15 protein-coding genes and 2 rRNA genes are annotated in these 15,069 nt (G+C 41.6%); 11 read left to right on the forward strand and 6 right to left on the reverse strand.

Features of this window, described 5'->3' with window-relative positions; all coding sequences use genetic code 11:
* Positions 1-216 precede the first annotated feature (216 nt).
* The 10 genes from L654_RS0124910 to L654_RS0124955 all read left to right on the forward strand — a co-directional run bounded on the left by L654_RS0124910 (position 217) and on the right by L654_RS0124955 (position 10,032).
* Positions 217-3,107 (forward strand): 23S ribosomal RNA (locus tag L654_RS0124910).
* 205 nt (positions 3,108-3,312) lie between these two features.
* Positions 3,313-3,427 (forward strand): 5S ribosomal RNA (gene rrf / locus L654_RS0124915).
* Between the two features lie 574 nt (positions 3,428-4,001).
* The gene (locus L654_RS0124920) at positions 4,002-4,934 is read left to right on the forward strand and encodes a hypothetical protein (protein WP_007579759.1); all 933 of its coding nucleotides are present in this window, start codon (positions 4,002-4,004) and stop codon (positions 4,932-4,934) included.
* Positions 4,935-4,960: 26 nt separating this feature from the next.
* Entirely contained in the window at positions 4,961-5,860 is a 900-nt protein-coding gene (locus L654_RS0124925) for a DUF350 domain-containing protein (RefSeq protein WP_024609365.1), read from the forward strand.
* Between the two features lie 3 nt (positions 5,861-5,863).
* Positions 5,864-7,585 (forward strand): polyamine aminopropyltransferase, encoded by a 1,722-nt coding sequence (locus tag L654_RS0124930; RefSeq protein WP_024609366.1) that lies wholly within the window; start codon positions 5,864-5,866, stop codon positions 7,583-7,585.
* 79 nt (positions 7,586-7,664) lie between these two features.
* Entirely contained in the window at positions 7,665-8,078 is a 414-nt protein-coding gene (locus L654_RS0124935; protein WP_004335098.1) for a DUF2170 family protein, read from the forward strand.
* A 24-nt stretch (positions 8,079-8,102) separates the two neighbouring features.
* Positions 8,103-8,795, forward strand: a complete 693-nt coding sequence (locus tag L654_RS0124940; RefSeq protein ID WP_004335088.1) for a PspA/IM30 family protein — start codon at positions 8,103-8,105, stop codon at positions 8,793-8,795.
* A gap of 74 nt (positions 8,796-8,869) precedes the next feature.
* Positions 8,870-9,508, forward strand: coding sequence for a hypothetical protein (locus tag L654_RS0124945; RefSeq protein ID WP_010554827.1), 639 nt, complete (start codon positions 8,870-8,872; stop codon positions 9,506-9,508).
* Positions 9,505-9,831 carry a hypothetical protein gene (locus tag L654_RS0124950; protein ID WP_010554828.1) on the forward strand — a complete coding sequence of 109 codons (327 nt, stop codon included), beginning with the start codon at positions 9,505-9,507 and terminating at the stop codon, positions 9,829-9,831. The genes L654_RS0124945 and L654_RS0124950 overlap by 4 nt, the downstream gene beginning before the upstream one ends.
* 15 nt (positions 9,832-9,846) lie before the next feature.
* Complete coding sequence (locus L654_RS0124955) at positions 9,847-10,032, forward strand: hypothetical protein (RefSeq protein WP_010554829.1); 186 nt, start codon at positions 9,847-9,849, stop codon at positions 10,030-10,032.
* Positions 10,033-10,061: 29 nt separating this feature from the next.
* Here the strand turns inward: L654_RS0124955 and L654_RS0124960 are convergent, their stop codons facing one another.
* The 5 genes from L654_RS0124960 to L654_RS0124980 form a co-directional block, all read right to left on the reverse strand.
* Positions 10,062-10,463 carry a hypothetical protein gene (locus L654_RS0124960; protein ID WP_024589501.1) on the reverse strand — a complete coding sequence of 134 codons (402 nt, stop codon included), beginning with the start codon at positions 10,461-10,463 and terminating at the stop codon, positions 10,062-10,064.
* 10 nt (positions 10,464-10,473) lie between these two features.
* Positions 10,474-11,007 carry a hypothetical protein gene (locus L654_RS0124965; RefSeq protein ID WP_024589500.1) on the reverse strand — a complete coding sequence of 178 codons (534 nt, stop codon included), beginning with the start codon at positions 11,005-11,007 and terminating at the stop codon, positions 10,474-10,476.
* A gap of 109 nt (positions 11,008-11,116) precedes the next feature.
* Positions 11,117-12,493, reverse strand: a complete 1,377-nt coding sequence (locus L654_RS0124970; RefSeq protein ID WP_024589499.1) for a class II fumarate hydratase — start codon at positions 12,491-12,493, stop codon at positions 11,117-11,119.
* A gap of 11 nt (positions 12,494-12,504) precedes the next feature.
* Positions 12,505-12,870, reverse strand: a complete 366-nt coding sequence (locus L654_RS0124975) for a hypothetical protein (protein ID WP_223231703.1) — start codon at positions 12,868-12,870, stop codon at positions 12,505-12,507.
* A gap of 101 nt (positions 12,871-12,971) precedes the next feature.
* The gene (locus L654_RS0124980) at positions 12,972-13,157 is read right to left on the reverse strand and encodes a hypothetical protein (RefSeq protein WP_010554833.1); all 186 of its coding nucleotides are present in this window, start codon (positions 13,155-13,157) and stop codon (positions 12,972-12,974) included.
* A gap of 199 nt (positions 13,158-13,356) precedes the next feature.
* On the opposite strand from L654_RS0124980, the gene L654_RS0124985 reads away from it, so the two are divergent.
* Positions 13,357-13,947 (forward strand): DUF938 domain-containing protein, encoded by a 591-nt coding sequence (locus L654_RS0124985; protein WP_024609367.1) that lies wholly within the window; start codon positions 13,357-13,359, stop codon positions 13,945-13,947.
* On the opposite strand, the gene L654_RS0124990 is transcribed toward L654_RS0124985, so the two are convergent.
* Positions 13,924-15,063 (reverse strand): GNAT family N-acetyltransferase, encoded by a 1,140-nt coding sequence (locus tag L654_RS0124990; protein ID WP_024609368.1) that lies wholly within the window; start codon positions 15,061-15,063, stop codon positions 13,924-13,926. The genes L654_RS0124985 and L654_RS0124990 overlap by 24 nt on opposite strands.
* Positions 15,064-15,069: the final 6 nt, after the last annotated feature.

Consider the following 15,069-nt stretch of genomic DNA (forward strand, 5'->3'; position numbering starts at 1 on the left):
TGCTCTTTAAAAATTTGGAAAAGCTGATAATAAAATTCTGATAGATACATTGTATTTATCAAGAGTTTTCAAAAGTAAAAAAAGAATGGTAGCAGTACCATTCAGTGCCATTTAGTTAACTCTTATGAGTTGATTGATTGGTATCTACTTTAGTATTCAATATTGACTTCTGGCGAAGTTAAACTGTCATAAAACAAAGACCCGTTTGGGTTGTATGGTTAAGTGACTAAGCGTACACGGTGGATGCCTTGGCAGTTGGAGGCGATGAAGGACGTATTAACTTGCGATAAGCTTAGTCAAGCTAGTAAAAAGCGCTTGAGACTAAGATTTCCGAATGGGGAAACCCACCTGCTTGCAGGTATCGTTAACTGAATACATAGGTTAACGAGGCGAACGCGGAGAACTGAAACATCTAAGTACCCGTAGGAAAAGAAATCAACCGAGATTCCGAAAGTAGCGGCGAGCGAAATCGGAACAGCCCTTAAGCTTATTATGTGTTAATGGAAGGCTGCTGGAAAGCGCCACGATACAGGGTGATAGTCCCGTACATGAAAAGACATTTTAAGTGAAATCGAGTAGGTCGGAGCACGTGAAACTTTGACTGAATATAGGTGGACCATCATCTAAGGCTAAATACTCCCAACTGACCGATAGTGAACCAGTACCGTGAGGGAAAGGCGAAAAGAACCCCTGTGAGGGGAGTGAAATAGAACCTGAAACCGTGTACGTACAAGCAGTAGGAGCCCACTTGTTGGGTGACTGCGTACCTTTTGTATAATGGGTCAGCGACTTATATTTTGTAGCGAGGTTAACCGAATAGGGTAGCCGTAGGGAAACCGAGTCTTAACTGGGCGAATAGTTGCAAGGTATAGACCCGAAACCCGGTGATCTAGCCATGGGCAGGTTGAAGGTTGAGTAACATCAACTGGAGGACCGAACCCACTAACGTTGAAAAGTTAGGGGATGACCTGTGGCTAGGAGTGAAAGGCTAATCAAACCGGGAGATAGCTGGTTCTCCCCGAAATCTATTTAGGTAGAGCCTCGGACGAATACTTACGGGGGTAGAGCACTGTTAAGGCTAGGGGGTCATCCCGACTTACCAACCCTTTGCAAACTCCGAATACCGTAAAGTAATATCCGGGAGACACACGGCGGGTGCTAACGTCCGTCGTGAAGAGGGAAACAACCCAGACCGCCAGCTAAGGTCCCAAAGTCATAGTTAAGTGGGAAACGATGTGGAAAGGCCCAGACAGCCAGGAGGTTGGCTTAGAAGCAGCCATCCTTTAAAGAAAGCGTAATAGCTCACTGGTCGAGTCGGTCTGCGCGGAAGATGTAACGGGGCTAAACTATGCACCGAAGCTGCGGATTCAGAATTTATTCTGAGTGGTAGGGGAGCGTTCTGTAAGCCGTTGAAGGTGTACCGGGAGGTATGCTGGAGGTATCAGAAGTGCGAATGCTGACATGAGTAACGATAATGGGAGTGAAAAACTCCCACGCCGGAAGACCAAGGGTTCCTATCCCATGTTAATCAGGGTAGGGTAAGTCGACCCCTAAGGCGAGGCCGAAAGGCGTAGTCGATGGGAAACAGATTAATATTTCTGTACTCGATATAATTGCGATGGGGGGACGGAGCAGGCTAAGCAAGCATAGCGTTGGTAGTCTATGTGAAAGTGAGTAGGGCGTTTGTTTAGGTAAATCCGGACAAACATTAAACCTGAGACACGAGACGAGTCACTACGGTGATGAAGTTGCTGATGCCATACTTCCAGGAAAAGCCTCTAAGCTTCAGATTATATGGAATCGTACCCCAAACCGACACAGGTGGTCAGGTAGAGAATACTAAGGCGCTTGAGAGAACTCGGGTGAAGGAACTAGGCAAAATCGTACCGTAACTTCGGGAGAAGGTACGCTCCTATCTGTGATGAGACTTGCTCTCTAAGCGGACGGGAGCCGCAGTGACCAGGTGGCTGGGACTGTTTATTAAAAACACAGCACTGTGCAAAATCGCAAGATGACGTATACGGTGTGACACCTGCCCGGTGCCGGAAGGTTAATTGATGGGGTTATCCTTAGGGAGAAGCTCTTGATCGAAGCCCCGGTAAACGGCGGCCGTAACTATAACGGTCCTAAGGTAGCGAAATTCCTTGTCGGGTAAGTTCCGACCTGCACGAATGGTGTAACCATGGCCACGCTGTCTCCACCCGAGACTCAGTGAAATTGAAATCGCAGTGAAGATGCTGTGTACCCGCGGCTAGACGGAAAGACCCCGTGAACCTTTACTACAGCTTGGCACTGAACATTGAACCTACATGTGTAGGATAGGTGGGAGACTTTGAAGCAGCGACGCTAGTTGTTGTGGAGTCAACCTTGAAATACCACCCTTGTAGTTTTGATGTTCTAACGTTGGCCCCTGAATCGGGGTTACGGACAGTGCCTGGTGGGTAGTTTGACTGGGGCGGTCTCCTCCTAAAGAGTAACGGAGGAGCACGAAGGTTGGCTAAGTACGGTCGGACATCGTACGGTTAGTGTAATGGTAGAAGCCAGCTTAACTGCGAGACAGACACGTCGAGCAGGTACGAAAGTAGGTCATAGTGATCCGGTGGTTCTGAATGGAAGGGCCATCGCTCAACGGATAAAAGGTACTCCGGGGATAACAGGCTGATACCGCCCAAGAGTTCATATCGACGGCGGTGTTTGGCACCTCGATGTCGGCTCATCACATCCTGGGGCTGAAGTCGGTCCCAAGGGTATGGCTGTTCGCCATTTAAAGTGGTACGCGAGCTGGGTTTAGAACGTCGTGAGACAGTTCGGTCCCTATCTGCCGTGGGCGTTTGAGAATTGAGAGGGGTTGCTCCTAGTACGAGAGGACCGGAGTGAACGAACCGCTGGTGTTCGGGTTGTCATGCCAATGGCATTGCCCGGTAGCTACGTTCGGAACTGATAAGCGCTGAAAGCATCTAAGCGCGAAGCAGGCCTCGAGATGAGTTCTCACTAGACTTTTAAAGTCTCTGAAGGGCCGTTGAAGACTACAACGTTGATAGGCAAGATGTGGAAGTGGTGTGAGCCATTAAGCTAACTTGTACTAATTACCCGTGAGGCTTAACCATACAACGCCAAACGCGTTTTATGCGACAGTTTGACAGAAGTTAATATGACTAAAGTAGATATTACTTAGAAAGACTTAAAAAATATTATCAGATATTTTCCAAATTCAAGAGGTGACTCTTAGCGCGTAGCGTTAAAGTTGAGGCACCTTGCGCAAAGAAAATGGTAGCACTACGTGCTTGTCATTGATTCTTTGCACCTAATTTGCTTGGTGACAATAGCGTTTTGGACCCACCTGACTCCATGCCGAACTCAGTAGTGAAACGAAACAGCGCCGATGATAGTGTAGCATTTGCTATGTGAAAGTAGGACATTACCAGGCTTCAAATTGTAGAAAGCCCGGATCTAACGATTCGGGCTTTTTTACGTCTACAGAAAAGTGAAATGCGCGCAATTAACACACACTCACATCAATACGCATCACGTAGGTCGGGCGAGCGCAGCGACTCCCGACGCTAGAATCACAACAAAACCCCTCAATATCTCAGTCGGCCAATAAAGTAGCATTTGCTACGTGACTTTCTACCGCTGTGGGCACTATGACATTACACAAGCTTCACATTGTAGACAGCCTAAATCTAACGATTCGGGCTTTTTTACGTCTGCAGAAAAGTGAAATGCGCGCAATTAACACACACTCACATCAACACGCATCACGTAGGGCGGGCGAGCGCAGCGACTCCCGACGCTAAAATCACTGTAAGTACCCCCTTATAACGCTTAAACTTCAATTCTAACCTTACGATATAGCTTAATATTTTCACTAAATTCTCAATAAATCAGACCCTGATTACAGAGTCCCACGTTTCTTCTCATTTTGTTGCAATTTCATTCTTGGTTTAATAAGTGACCTGTGTAAAACTACCTGAGTTAATTTAGTAAATCAGGTGACATGAATGTCGAATATTAAAGCTTGGAAACTTATAAGCCTGTTTTGTTTGTTCGCAGTGCTTATGGGTTGTCAATCGAAAGAAGAGCAGCTGCAACAAACAATTCAAGAGTCTATTAAAAAGGTAGATACGGAGCTGTCTCAGCTTGGTACTGCACTCGATAATGGAAGTGTACGCAATGCTGTGTTACTTAAAGAATATGGCGAGCTTCTTAAAAAACAACAACCAGAGCTTACAAAAGTTGTTGATGTAATTACCCTTGATGCAACGCGCCAAGGCGCACTTTATAGTGGCTTAACACAGCGACTTAAAGATATTAAAGGAACTTACTTAATTCCTCCTTACGAAGATACGTTACATAGCATTGATTTGTTGCGTGATGCATCTAAACCTACGCTATTTTCTGATGCGTTAACCGATCCTATTAATATGCTAGCTGATATGTCCAAAGGCACTTTAGCGCGTGTAGGCGCAATTAGTAAGCAAGCTGAAGGTGAGGGTGTTGGTAACCAAATGGTAGGTAACCCTAACTATGGTAACTGGCAATCAAATAGTAACGGTATTAGCTTTTGGCAATGGTACGGAATGTACCGTATTTTAGGTGATGTATTTGATCGTGTTGAATATGGAAGCTGGAGTAAGCGCCGAAAGTATAGCTATTACAATGACTATGGCCGCTCGCGTTATTCAAGCCCTAAACAAATTAAAACCCAAAGCGCGCTAGAAACACGCACGCGCCAAACATACCAACGCCAAGGTAAGCAGTTTACAAGCCCTTATGCGAGTAAAAAAACAGGTGCATCAGGTTTAAGCCGTAGTAGTTATACGCCAGCAAAAAGCCGCAGTAGTTATTCTCGTTCGAGCAGTTATAGCAATAGCTCAGGATCGGTGCGTGATAGCGGTAGCAGAACCTCTCGTGGCGTGAGCCGTGGTAAGTAAAAGAATAAAGTTGGAGTTAGAATAATATGTATGAATTTAATGGAATAACTATGTGGTCACTGCAAGCGCTGGCGATTGATTTTGCAATTATTGTTTTATTATTTGTAAGCCTTAAATATATAAAAGGCTGGGTTTCAAACTTACATGCAAATGATGAAATAACAGAGCGTGATAACTTTGCTTTTGGTATTAGCTTTGCCGCTGGCTTAGTGGCACTGGCGATTGTATTAACGGGTGTAAGTAGCGGAGCTTTTGCTGCAACACTACAACAAGAAGCACTACAAATGTTAGCTTACGGCGCATTAGCAATTGTACTTATTAAGTTGGGTCACTTTTTTCAAGATAAAGTAGCGCTTCGTAAAGTAAGCCTGCACGACGAAATAGTTAAAGGTAACGTTACAGCTTCAATAATTGATTTTGGCCATGTTGTCAGTGTTGCTATCGTTATTCGCTCAGCTCTTTTATGGGTGGCTACTGACGGTTGGCATGGTCTTCCAATTGTAATTGCCGCCTTTATTATAGGTAGTGTTGTATTACTACTTGTTAGCCAGTACCGAGTGCAGTTATTTAAACGTACAAATAAAAGTGGCGACTGCCTACAACAAGCAATTGTTGATGGTAACTTAGCTGTGGGTATTCGTTACGCTGGATTTTTAATAGGTAGTGCATTAGCTATTACAGCAGCAACGGGTGTTGCACCTTACGCGGCTGATAATATTAATGCGAGTTTACTATACTGGGCTATTAGCGCAGTAGTGAGCCTTGTTGCATTTATTATTTTGCACTTAGTGACAATTAAAATAATTTTATCTGGTTGCGATATTTCCGATGAAGTTAATCGTCAAAAAAATGTAGGTGTAGCTACTATTTCTGCAGCAGTATCATTTGCTGTAGGTATCACTATGGCAACATTACTAGGCGCATAATCAGTGTCATCAACCAACACTCCCCCAAGTAAGTCTCGCTTACTTGGGCACGATATACTACTTATTACTGTTATGGCCGTGCTTGCTGGGTGCGGCCTTATTTATGAATACTTACTGTCTCATTATGCGGGCCGTGTACTTGGCTCAGTAGAGAGCGCTATTTACGCCATGATTGGTACTATGATTGTAGCAATGGGCTTAGGCGCTTTTTTAGCGCGCTGGTTCAAAGATGCATTTACCGCTTTTGCTTGGCTAGAAAGCATTATTGCTTTGGTTGGCATGGGCTGCATTTTAGCGATAGCGGGTGTAATAGCAGTTAGTTATTCTCTTCCTCATTTATTTTCGAGCATTTTTAATTTACCCCCTGATGTTGTACTTAATGGTTACGTATTTCAAAAGCTACAAGAGTGGTCACGTTTTCTACCTTATGTTTTTGGTTTAATACTGGGCTTATTTATTGGTATGGAAATACCGCTTATAGCGCGCATTCGTCAGCACGTTTATGGCCGTTTTTTAGAAAACAACGCAGGGACTATTTATGGTGCCGATTATATTGGTGCTGGTATTGGTGCAGCCATTTGGGTAAGCATCATGCTCTCAATGCCTATAATGCAAGCTGCAGCGTGGACGGCGTTATTTAATATCATCGCAGGACTCGCGTTTTTATGGCGCTACCATACCCATGTGCGCTTTGCTAAGGCACTTTTAGTTTGCCATATAGTATTACTGGCATTATTTGGCTTTATTTTAGTATTTGGCAGTAGCTGGATGAACAATCTAAGTAATGTTTTATACAAAGATAAAGTAATTTATTCGCAAGCAACTAAATACCAACACGTAGTTTTAACCGAAAGATTAAGCAAAAACCAACCTCAGCCAATTACAGATTTATATTTAAATGGGCGTTTACAGTTCTCAAGTATTGATGAGCAAATATATCACTCAATGCTGGTTTACCCTGCAATGCTTGCCTCTAACAGACACGACCGTGTATTAATAATTGGTGGTGGTGACGGGCTTGCACTTAGAGATGTTTTAAAATGGCCTGTGAGTGAAGTAACGCTAATAGATTTAGACGCGCAACTACTCAATTTATTTGGTCATAAAGACGGTGACTTTACGCCGCCAGAGCACATCAATAAGCGATTACTACAGCTAAACAATAAATCGATGCATGACTCGCGAGCCAACATAATTGTGGGTGATGCATTTTTAGAAGTTGAAAAGCTACTTGACCAATCTAAGCAGTTCGACACCATTTTAATTGATTTACCTGACCCTAATCATCCTGATCTAAATAAAATGTACAGTGACTACTTTTATAATCATGTACGGCAGCTATTAGCACCCGATGGCGCAATGGCGGTTCAATCAACCTCACCTTATCACGCTAAAAAAGCGTTTTTAAGCATTGCTAAAACAGTTAAAGCTGCTGGGTTTGGCTATGTTGAGCAGTATCAGCAAAACATACCTTCTTTTGGGCAGTGGGGCTGGACTATAGCGACTAAAATGGGGCAGTCGGCCAGTGGTCGTATTAATGATACGACGGCTATGCCTGTGCCATCAAGGTGGATTAGTAAAGAATATTTATTGGCAAGTTTTGTATTTCCTAACCACTACTTTGAACAAGTTAAAAGTATTGAGGTCAATAGGTTAGGGTCTGGTCAGTTGTATGATTACTACCGAACTGCATGGCAAATAGAAAGCGAATTGTATAAAAACTAATAAAACATGGTTGACATAATATGTCGACCATGAGAATCTTAACTCAGACATAATATGTCAAACGACAAAAGGCAGAGACATGGAATTAAATGAACTTTCAATAAAATTAGCTTCTTTTGAAACTGAAGGCGCTAACTTTGAGTCTTTCTTGATTGCCAACCCAGGCGAGCAAGATGTTTTACAAGTCATTGTTGATGGAAATGATGAGCTTCCAATTTTTGTTACGCAAACGCAAGAGCAGTTATTATGTATTAGCTACTTGTTTGACGAAGATGAAGTTAAAAGTGAATTACGCAACGAGTTAAACGAAACATTACTACGTTTAAACGTGCCAATTCCACTGAGTGCATTTGCTAAAATCGATAACAAATACGCGATTTTTGGTGCACTGTCGGTAAATTCATCATTGGATGATGTTACCCACGAACTAGTGACATTAGCCGATAACGCTATCGATGCACTAGAAGCCGTGACCTTGTATTTAAACGATTAATAGCCAGTTAGTGGAGTTAAGATTATGAGTATTTTAAAAAAATTATTTACAGCAGTACGTGGCGGCGCTCGTGAAGCAGGCGAAGCAATTGTAGACAAAAATGGCATCCGTATTTTTGAGCAAGAAATTGCAGACGCGCAAAATGCACTTCACCGTGCTAAAAAAAGCCTTACTGAAGTAATGGCCAAAGAAATGCAAACTAAGCGTAAAATTAGCGCTGTAGATGCATCAATCGCTGAACATGAAGCGTATGCAGGCCAAGCTCTTGAAAAGGGCAACGAAGCATTAGCATTAGAAATTGCAGAAAAAATTGGTGACTTTGAAGCTGAAAAAGCTGAAAACGAGCAAGTATTGTCTGGCTTTAGCAATCACATTGTTGCGCTTAAGCAGCAAGTTAAAGATGCTGAAAAATCGATTAAAGAGAATCAGCGTCAGCTTACAATGGTTAAAACCACTGAAAGCGTACAGCAAGCAACAATGGCTGTTAATAGCACGCTTAATACAAACAGCTCGTCTATGACATCGGCTCGTCAATCGCTTGAACGCATTAAACAGCGCCAACAAGATCGAAGTGACCAGCTTGGTGCTGCAAAGCAACTTGAGTCAGACGTAAATGGCGATGACTTAAAAGCAAAAATGGCTGAAGCAGGCATTGGCGACACAAGTCCAAAAAGCGCTGATATTTTAGCTCGCATCAAAGCGAAACAAAATAGCTAACCATTACGTTTATACTTTAAAAAGGTAACCGAGTTTTTCTCAGTTACCTTTTTTGCTTAAAAGGCAGCCTTCCTATGTTTAATTTTTTCAAATCTAAAAAAGAGCCAGAACGTCAACTTAATCATCCGAGCGATCTTAAAAAAGGCGACATGTTTAGCGTTATTGACTCATTTGCCTATCCTGCATGGTTAAAGGGTGAAACGTTACGTGTTACTGATATTCAGACTTACCAATATCAGCACAGTAGTGATACTGAATTTGTACTTGAGACAAATAGCGGCCAAGTTGTATTTTTACAAATTGAGCAAGATGACGGCGAAGAGTGGGCTAACTTTTCTATTAAAATTCAGCGAAACGAAGTTGAAGAAATATTTAGCCTTGATGAGTTTGCGCGTATTTTTGATGAAGAGTCGTTAACCCACATTACAGTGCAAAATACACCAGAGCGCTTTATGCAGTTTTTAGCTAAAAGCTATCAACAAAGCGAGTCGCCTTATGTGTGTTATTTCCATAATAAAGACTACCGCAACCAAGCATTACCTCGTTATGAGCAAGAAGGTGGCGAGCCATGTGAAATGATTTGCTTAGCGTCAGATAATGAAGGCTTTGGTTTAAATATCGAAATTTGGGATGGCGGCGAAACCGAAGTATCGCTAACGCTCATGCGTCCAATGTCAGACATTGTAGACTTGTTTCCCGGAGACGCTAAGTGAGTGATGCTAAAGACAAGTGGTTACGTCAGGAACAAGCTGTACGTGCCACACAAATGGCATTTGATCTAAGCAGCGAAGTTCAAAAACTGATAAAAAAGCAGGCAATTGATCAAGAGCTAACGCCGTCAGATATGATCCGAAAAATACTTGGCTTAGACGTAAAGTCTAAAAAAACGCGTCAACGTTTATCGTTTAACTTAAATGATGATGAAATAGCGCAACTAGCCAGTCGCTTTGATGTACAAAGCGATGATAAGCGAGCCGTAAAGCAACAAGTAGCTGATTTATTAATAGCTCACACTAAAAATAAAAAAGTGAAATAATTTAATTAGGTTTTTATGAATATTATTTTAATTGCTTACTTAATTATTTTTGCGTTGTTTGGTACTGCGGCGAGTTATTTTGTACGCTTTATTTATGCGTATTGGGTGCTTAAAACAATGCCCATGAAATACATTATTAAAGCGGGTGTTTGCGTGGTACTGGTGGTAGTAATTTCAGCGTTAATTCCGTATTTAAGTTAACGCTGAAATTAGCTTATACGCGGCCGTTTTTATTTTATATCAAACGACTGGCATTGGTGGTTAATACACAGCGATTGCACTTCAAGTACAGGAGAACAATCAGTTAAGCCTTGTGCTTTATTTTGTATGTTTTCTTGTTTTGTTATTTGTTGAGCAAGCTGTTCTGCTTCTTCTTGAGATGTGTTTAGCGTTGAATAAACAGCATATTTACTCGGTCCGCCGCATGCGCGGGCGCCCACTTCAAGTACTTTGCACTGAAAGCTTGCAGTGCAGCTGTTATTACTCACCATGTTATTCAGATCATAGTTTAAGTCAGATAAGTTTTTACTTTGCTCATTTGACGTCACAGTACTAGCGCAACCACTTAGTAATAAAATGCTGCTAGCAATGCTTAAAATTGATAGTTTAATTGCCGATGGTAAACAACTCATAACGTTATCCTTAAAATGCACTTACCGCTGAGCCTTCAAGTTTAACACATTTATTTTCAACACACTGCGTGCTTGGCGTTGTTAAATGCTGACAAATGCTCATCATCCCTTTTTGTGAATTATAACTACTTTCAAGCTTAGTAATTTTGTCGCTAAGGGCAGCTACTTGTTCCTCAGATGCTGCGTTTGTTGAGTACACAACAAAGCTGCTTGGCCCGCCACATGCGCGACTACCTACTGCATTTACTCTACATTGAGTGCTTGTATCACATTGTTTATCTGCAATTAGTGTATTTAATTGGGTTTTGGCTGCTTTTATATCGTCTATTGAAACGTTTTTTAAATCAGCTTTTGGTATTTTTTCAGCAACTACGTTCTTTTTAGTATTTTCTTGTAATTGAGTGTTTTCTTTTAGCTTTTGTAGCTCTTGCTTTGGTGCTTCAGTTTCTGAGGTGATTGTTACTTGCTGCGTTTCAGTGGGTGCTTTATCTAAGCATGCAGTTAAACAAAGTGGTAAAAGTATGGCTAACAATGGGGTACGCATAACAAACCTTGATAGTGATGAAATATTCATCACTATCATACACGGTGCATTTTTTACGGCAATAAAAACTATATTATCAAGTAATTAAAGCAGTGAAAAATATCGTTTATTAAAGTCCACCCTGCGTTAGTTTGGTGGGGTTAAGTAGTTTTTCGAGTTCACTGCGTGGTAAATCGGTTTCTTGTTCGGCTACATCAATAATAGGGCGGGCTTCTTTATAAGCCTGCTTTGCTATTTTTGCTGCTTTTTCATAACCGATCACCGGATTAAGTGCCGTCACTAAAATTGGATTTTTAGCGAGCGCTTTATCTATATTAGGCTGATTTACCTTAAAGCTGGCAATGGCTTTATCGCCCAATGCCTGCGCGCTATTGGCAAGTAATTCTATGCTTTGTAAAATATTATACGCAATGACTGGCAGCATAACGTTTAGCTCAAAATTACCCGCTTGGCCTGCTACGGTAATCGTGGCGTCGTTGCCAATAACTTGTGCGCTTACCATGGCTGCGGCTTCTGGTATTACTGGGTTTACCTTACCTGGCATAATAGATGAGCCCGGTTGAAGTGCTTCAAGCTCTATTTCACCTAAGCCCGCAAGTGGTCCTGAGTTCATCCAGCGTAGGTCGTTCGCTATTTTCATTTGTGCTACAGCGAGTACTTTTAATTGCCCAGAAAGCGCGACGATGGCGTCTTGTGAACCTATATTATAAAAAAAGTTACTACTAGGCGTAAATCTAATGCCTACATTGGCACTCAGGTTTTCTGCAAATTTGGCTGCAAATTTAGGGTCGGCATTTATTCCTGTTCCAACAGCTGTACCGCCTTGTGCAAGTTCGCATACACGCTCTAAGCTATGTCTAATTCCTGCTGCGGCATGATTAACTTGTGACTGCCATGCACTGAGTGTTTGATCAAACGTTACAGGCATTGCATCCATTAAATGCGTACGGCCCGTTTTAACTATATGGCCTACTTCAGCTTTTTTCTTTTCCAGGCTTTGCGATAAGTTTTCAAGCGAAGGAAGTAATTCATACACTACATTTATTGCGCTACTGAGTGCGATAGCAGTAGGGACTACATCGTTAGAGCTTTGCCCCATGTTTACATCATCATTAGGGTGAATGCTTTCACTGCCTAATCGGCTAGCAAGCGTTGCAATAACTTCGTTGGCATTCATATTTGAGCTTGTGCCAGAACCTGTTTGAAAAATATCAACGGGGAAATGCTCAACATGCTCGCCATCAATAATACTTTGACAAGCTTGCTCAATAGCATCGGCTTTAGTTTTACTTAAATGACCAAGCTCGCAGTTACTTTGCGCAGCAGCTTGTTTTATATAAGCCAGTGCAGTGATAAATTGCTTTGGCATAGATAAACCACTAATGGCAAAGTTATTAACTGCTCGTTGTGTTTGCGCCTGATAGAGCGCATCAGTAGGTACTTGTAGCTCGCCCATGCTGTCTGATTCTGTTCTAAAGTTGCTCATAAGTGTGCTCCTTAAAAAGGGTTGAATTCGTGACTAAGAATACGAGCTTCACGCTCAAGTATTAAAAATTGTGCAGTATTGTTATGCACTTTATAAAACCGTTTTAGTGCTAATAAAGGTTTGTATAACTGCTCTAAACATTGTTTACGAATAGCATTATGTATAAGAGGGTCGCACATTTTGTTCATAATTTCATGGTGTGTGCGTCTAAGATAAAACTCTTGAAGCAAGGGATTATGTTGTTGCTCAAATTTTTTGGCGACGTTAAGGGCGGTTTCTATGTAATCGGCAACGAGCATGGGTGCATGCAGGCCAGGTCTTAAGCAATGACAAGAGAGTTCTTGATGGTAACGATGCTGGGCATAATTTGAAGACATAAAAAAACCGACTCAATTTAACGATAATAGTTATCATTACATTTAATCGGTTTCAGTGTAAACAGTTATTATAAAAATTATTTGTGATACTAATTTGAGTATTAATTGTAGCCAAGAATAAATATCTGATCTGTTTCATGTTTGGTCATCGCCTGTTGATTATGTTTAGGGTGCGAAAGTAAATCGATTACTGTAGCTCTCATATCAACGGCGTAACTATGATCGTCGGTGGTTTTTTCGGTTATAGCAATGGCCGCGTCTACAGCGGTATAAGGGGGTATATGCATAATTTTATCCTTTGAAATTTAATATAAGTTAAACCCTTCAGTGGGTTAACAATATAAAGCATATTACGTACCAACCATAATGAGCCGGCTCAACCATATGATAGTTATAGTGTTTAAAAATTATCTTTTTTTCATCACGACAAAATAAGCTAAATTTGCTTTACTGTTGTGCATTAATCTACAATTTTGGTGCACAGTAATGACAAAGCCATTTTCACAAGCCTGTGAAAACAATAAAACCCCTATTTTAGAGCAATTAAAAGTTGTATTAAAAAATACTAAAACAGTACTCGAAGTTGGCTCAGGAACCGGCCAGCATAGTGTTTTTTTTGCAGAGCAATTACCACATTTACAATGGCATACAAGTGATCGTGCTATAAACCACGAAGGGATTAATTTATGGCACCGCGAAGCTAATTCAACTAATTTACATGCACCACTTGAGCTTGATTTAAATAATGAGTGGCCAATAGATAAAGTTGACGCTATTTATACTGCAAACACATTTCATATTGTAAGCTGGCAATTAGTTGAGCGTTTTTTTGACGGTGTTAAACGCCACTTAAATAGCGACGGTATGTTGTGTATTTATGGGCCATTCAAATACCAAGGTGAATTTACCAGCCCAAGTAATGATGACTTTAGTGCCTTTTTAACAGAGCGCGATCCGTTAAGTGGAATAAGAGATTTTGAAGCAGTTGAACAACTAGCTAAGCAAGCAGGGCTTACGCTTATTAGCGATACAGCCATGCCTGCAAATAATCAGTTACTCGTTTTTAAACGGCAGTAATGAGCTACATTGCTCTTTATATATATTAATATGGCCGCGTTCACGCTTTAAGTAGTCGCTTATTGCATTACTGAAGTCGCCATCAACAATATGGTGAGCAGAGTAGGTAAGCACGGGTTCAAATCCGCGTGCTATTTTGTGCTCACCTTGTGCACCCGAATGAAAACAGTTGAGTTTATGCTTTATTGCAAACTCAATACCTTGGTAATAACACAATTCAAAGTGCAGCGAATCTACTTCCTCACTTGCTCCCCAGTAGCGCCCATAAAGCGTGTTTTTACCTACTAAACTAAGTGTTGCAGCAATCACGCTATCGTCTTTTTTGGCCAGCATAATAACGAGACTGTTAGCCATTAAGGCATGTAAAAGCGTAAAAAACTCCATATTTAAATAGCCCAAATGACCAGAGCGCTTTAAGTAGGTACGCTGATAAAACTCACAAAACAATTGCATTATCTCGGGCGTAATTTGCGTTCCTTGCAGCCATTCAATATCAATGTTCTGTTGCGCTATTTTAGCTCGCTCTTTTTTAAGGGACTTACGTTTGCGGGAGCTAAGTATTTGCAAAAAGTCGTCAAAGGTTTCAAAACCTTTATTAAACCACTGAAACTGCACACCCACTCTTAGCATGGCGTGTTGCTCAGTTAATGATGTTGCTTGAGCTTGGTCGCAAAAGTTAACATGCCATCCCGACCATCCTTGCTGAGCACTGTGTATGCTCAGTTGCTCTGTAATGTACTGATACACCGCATTTGGATTAGCGTGCTCGATAGCAATACGCTTGCCTTCAATAGGGCTAAAAGGAATGCCAGATAGCCACTTGGGATAATATTCTAAACCGTGTTTTTCGTATGCCTCAGCCCAGGCCCAGTCAAATACATACTCGCCGTATGAATGACTTTTTAAATACCCGGGTGCAAGTGCAACGAGCGTATCATCTTCAAAAATAGCGAGGTGATGGGGCTGCCAACCGCTTTTTTGTGTTACGCATTGGCTTTGTTCAAGGGCATATAAAAAAGCATGTTGAGTAAATGGTTCATCACCAAATAAACGTTGCCACTGCGTCTGATCAATCTCATTAATACTGCTAAACCATTGGTGCGAAAACGTTCCCATGACTAC

Origin of the sequence: Pseudoalteromonas sp. TAB23 (assembly GCF_000498075.1) — a bacterium.
GTDB classification, from domain to species: Bacteria; Pseudomonadota; Gammaproteobacteria; order Enterobacterales; family Alteromonadaceae; genus Pseudoalteromonas; species Pseudoalteromonas arctica.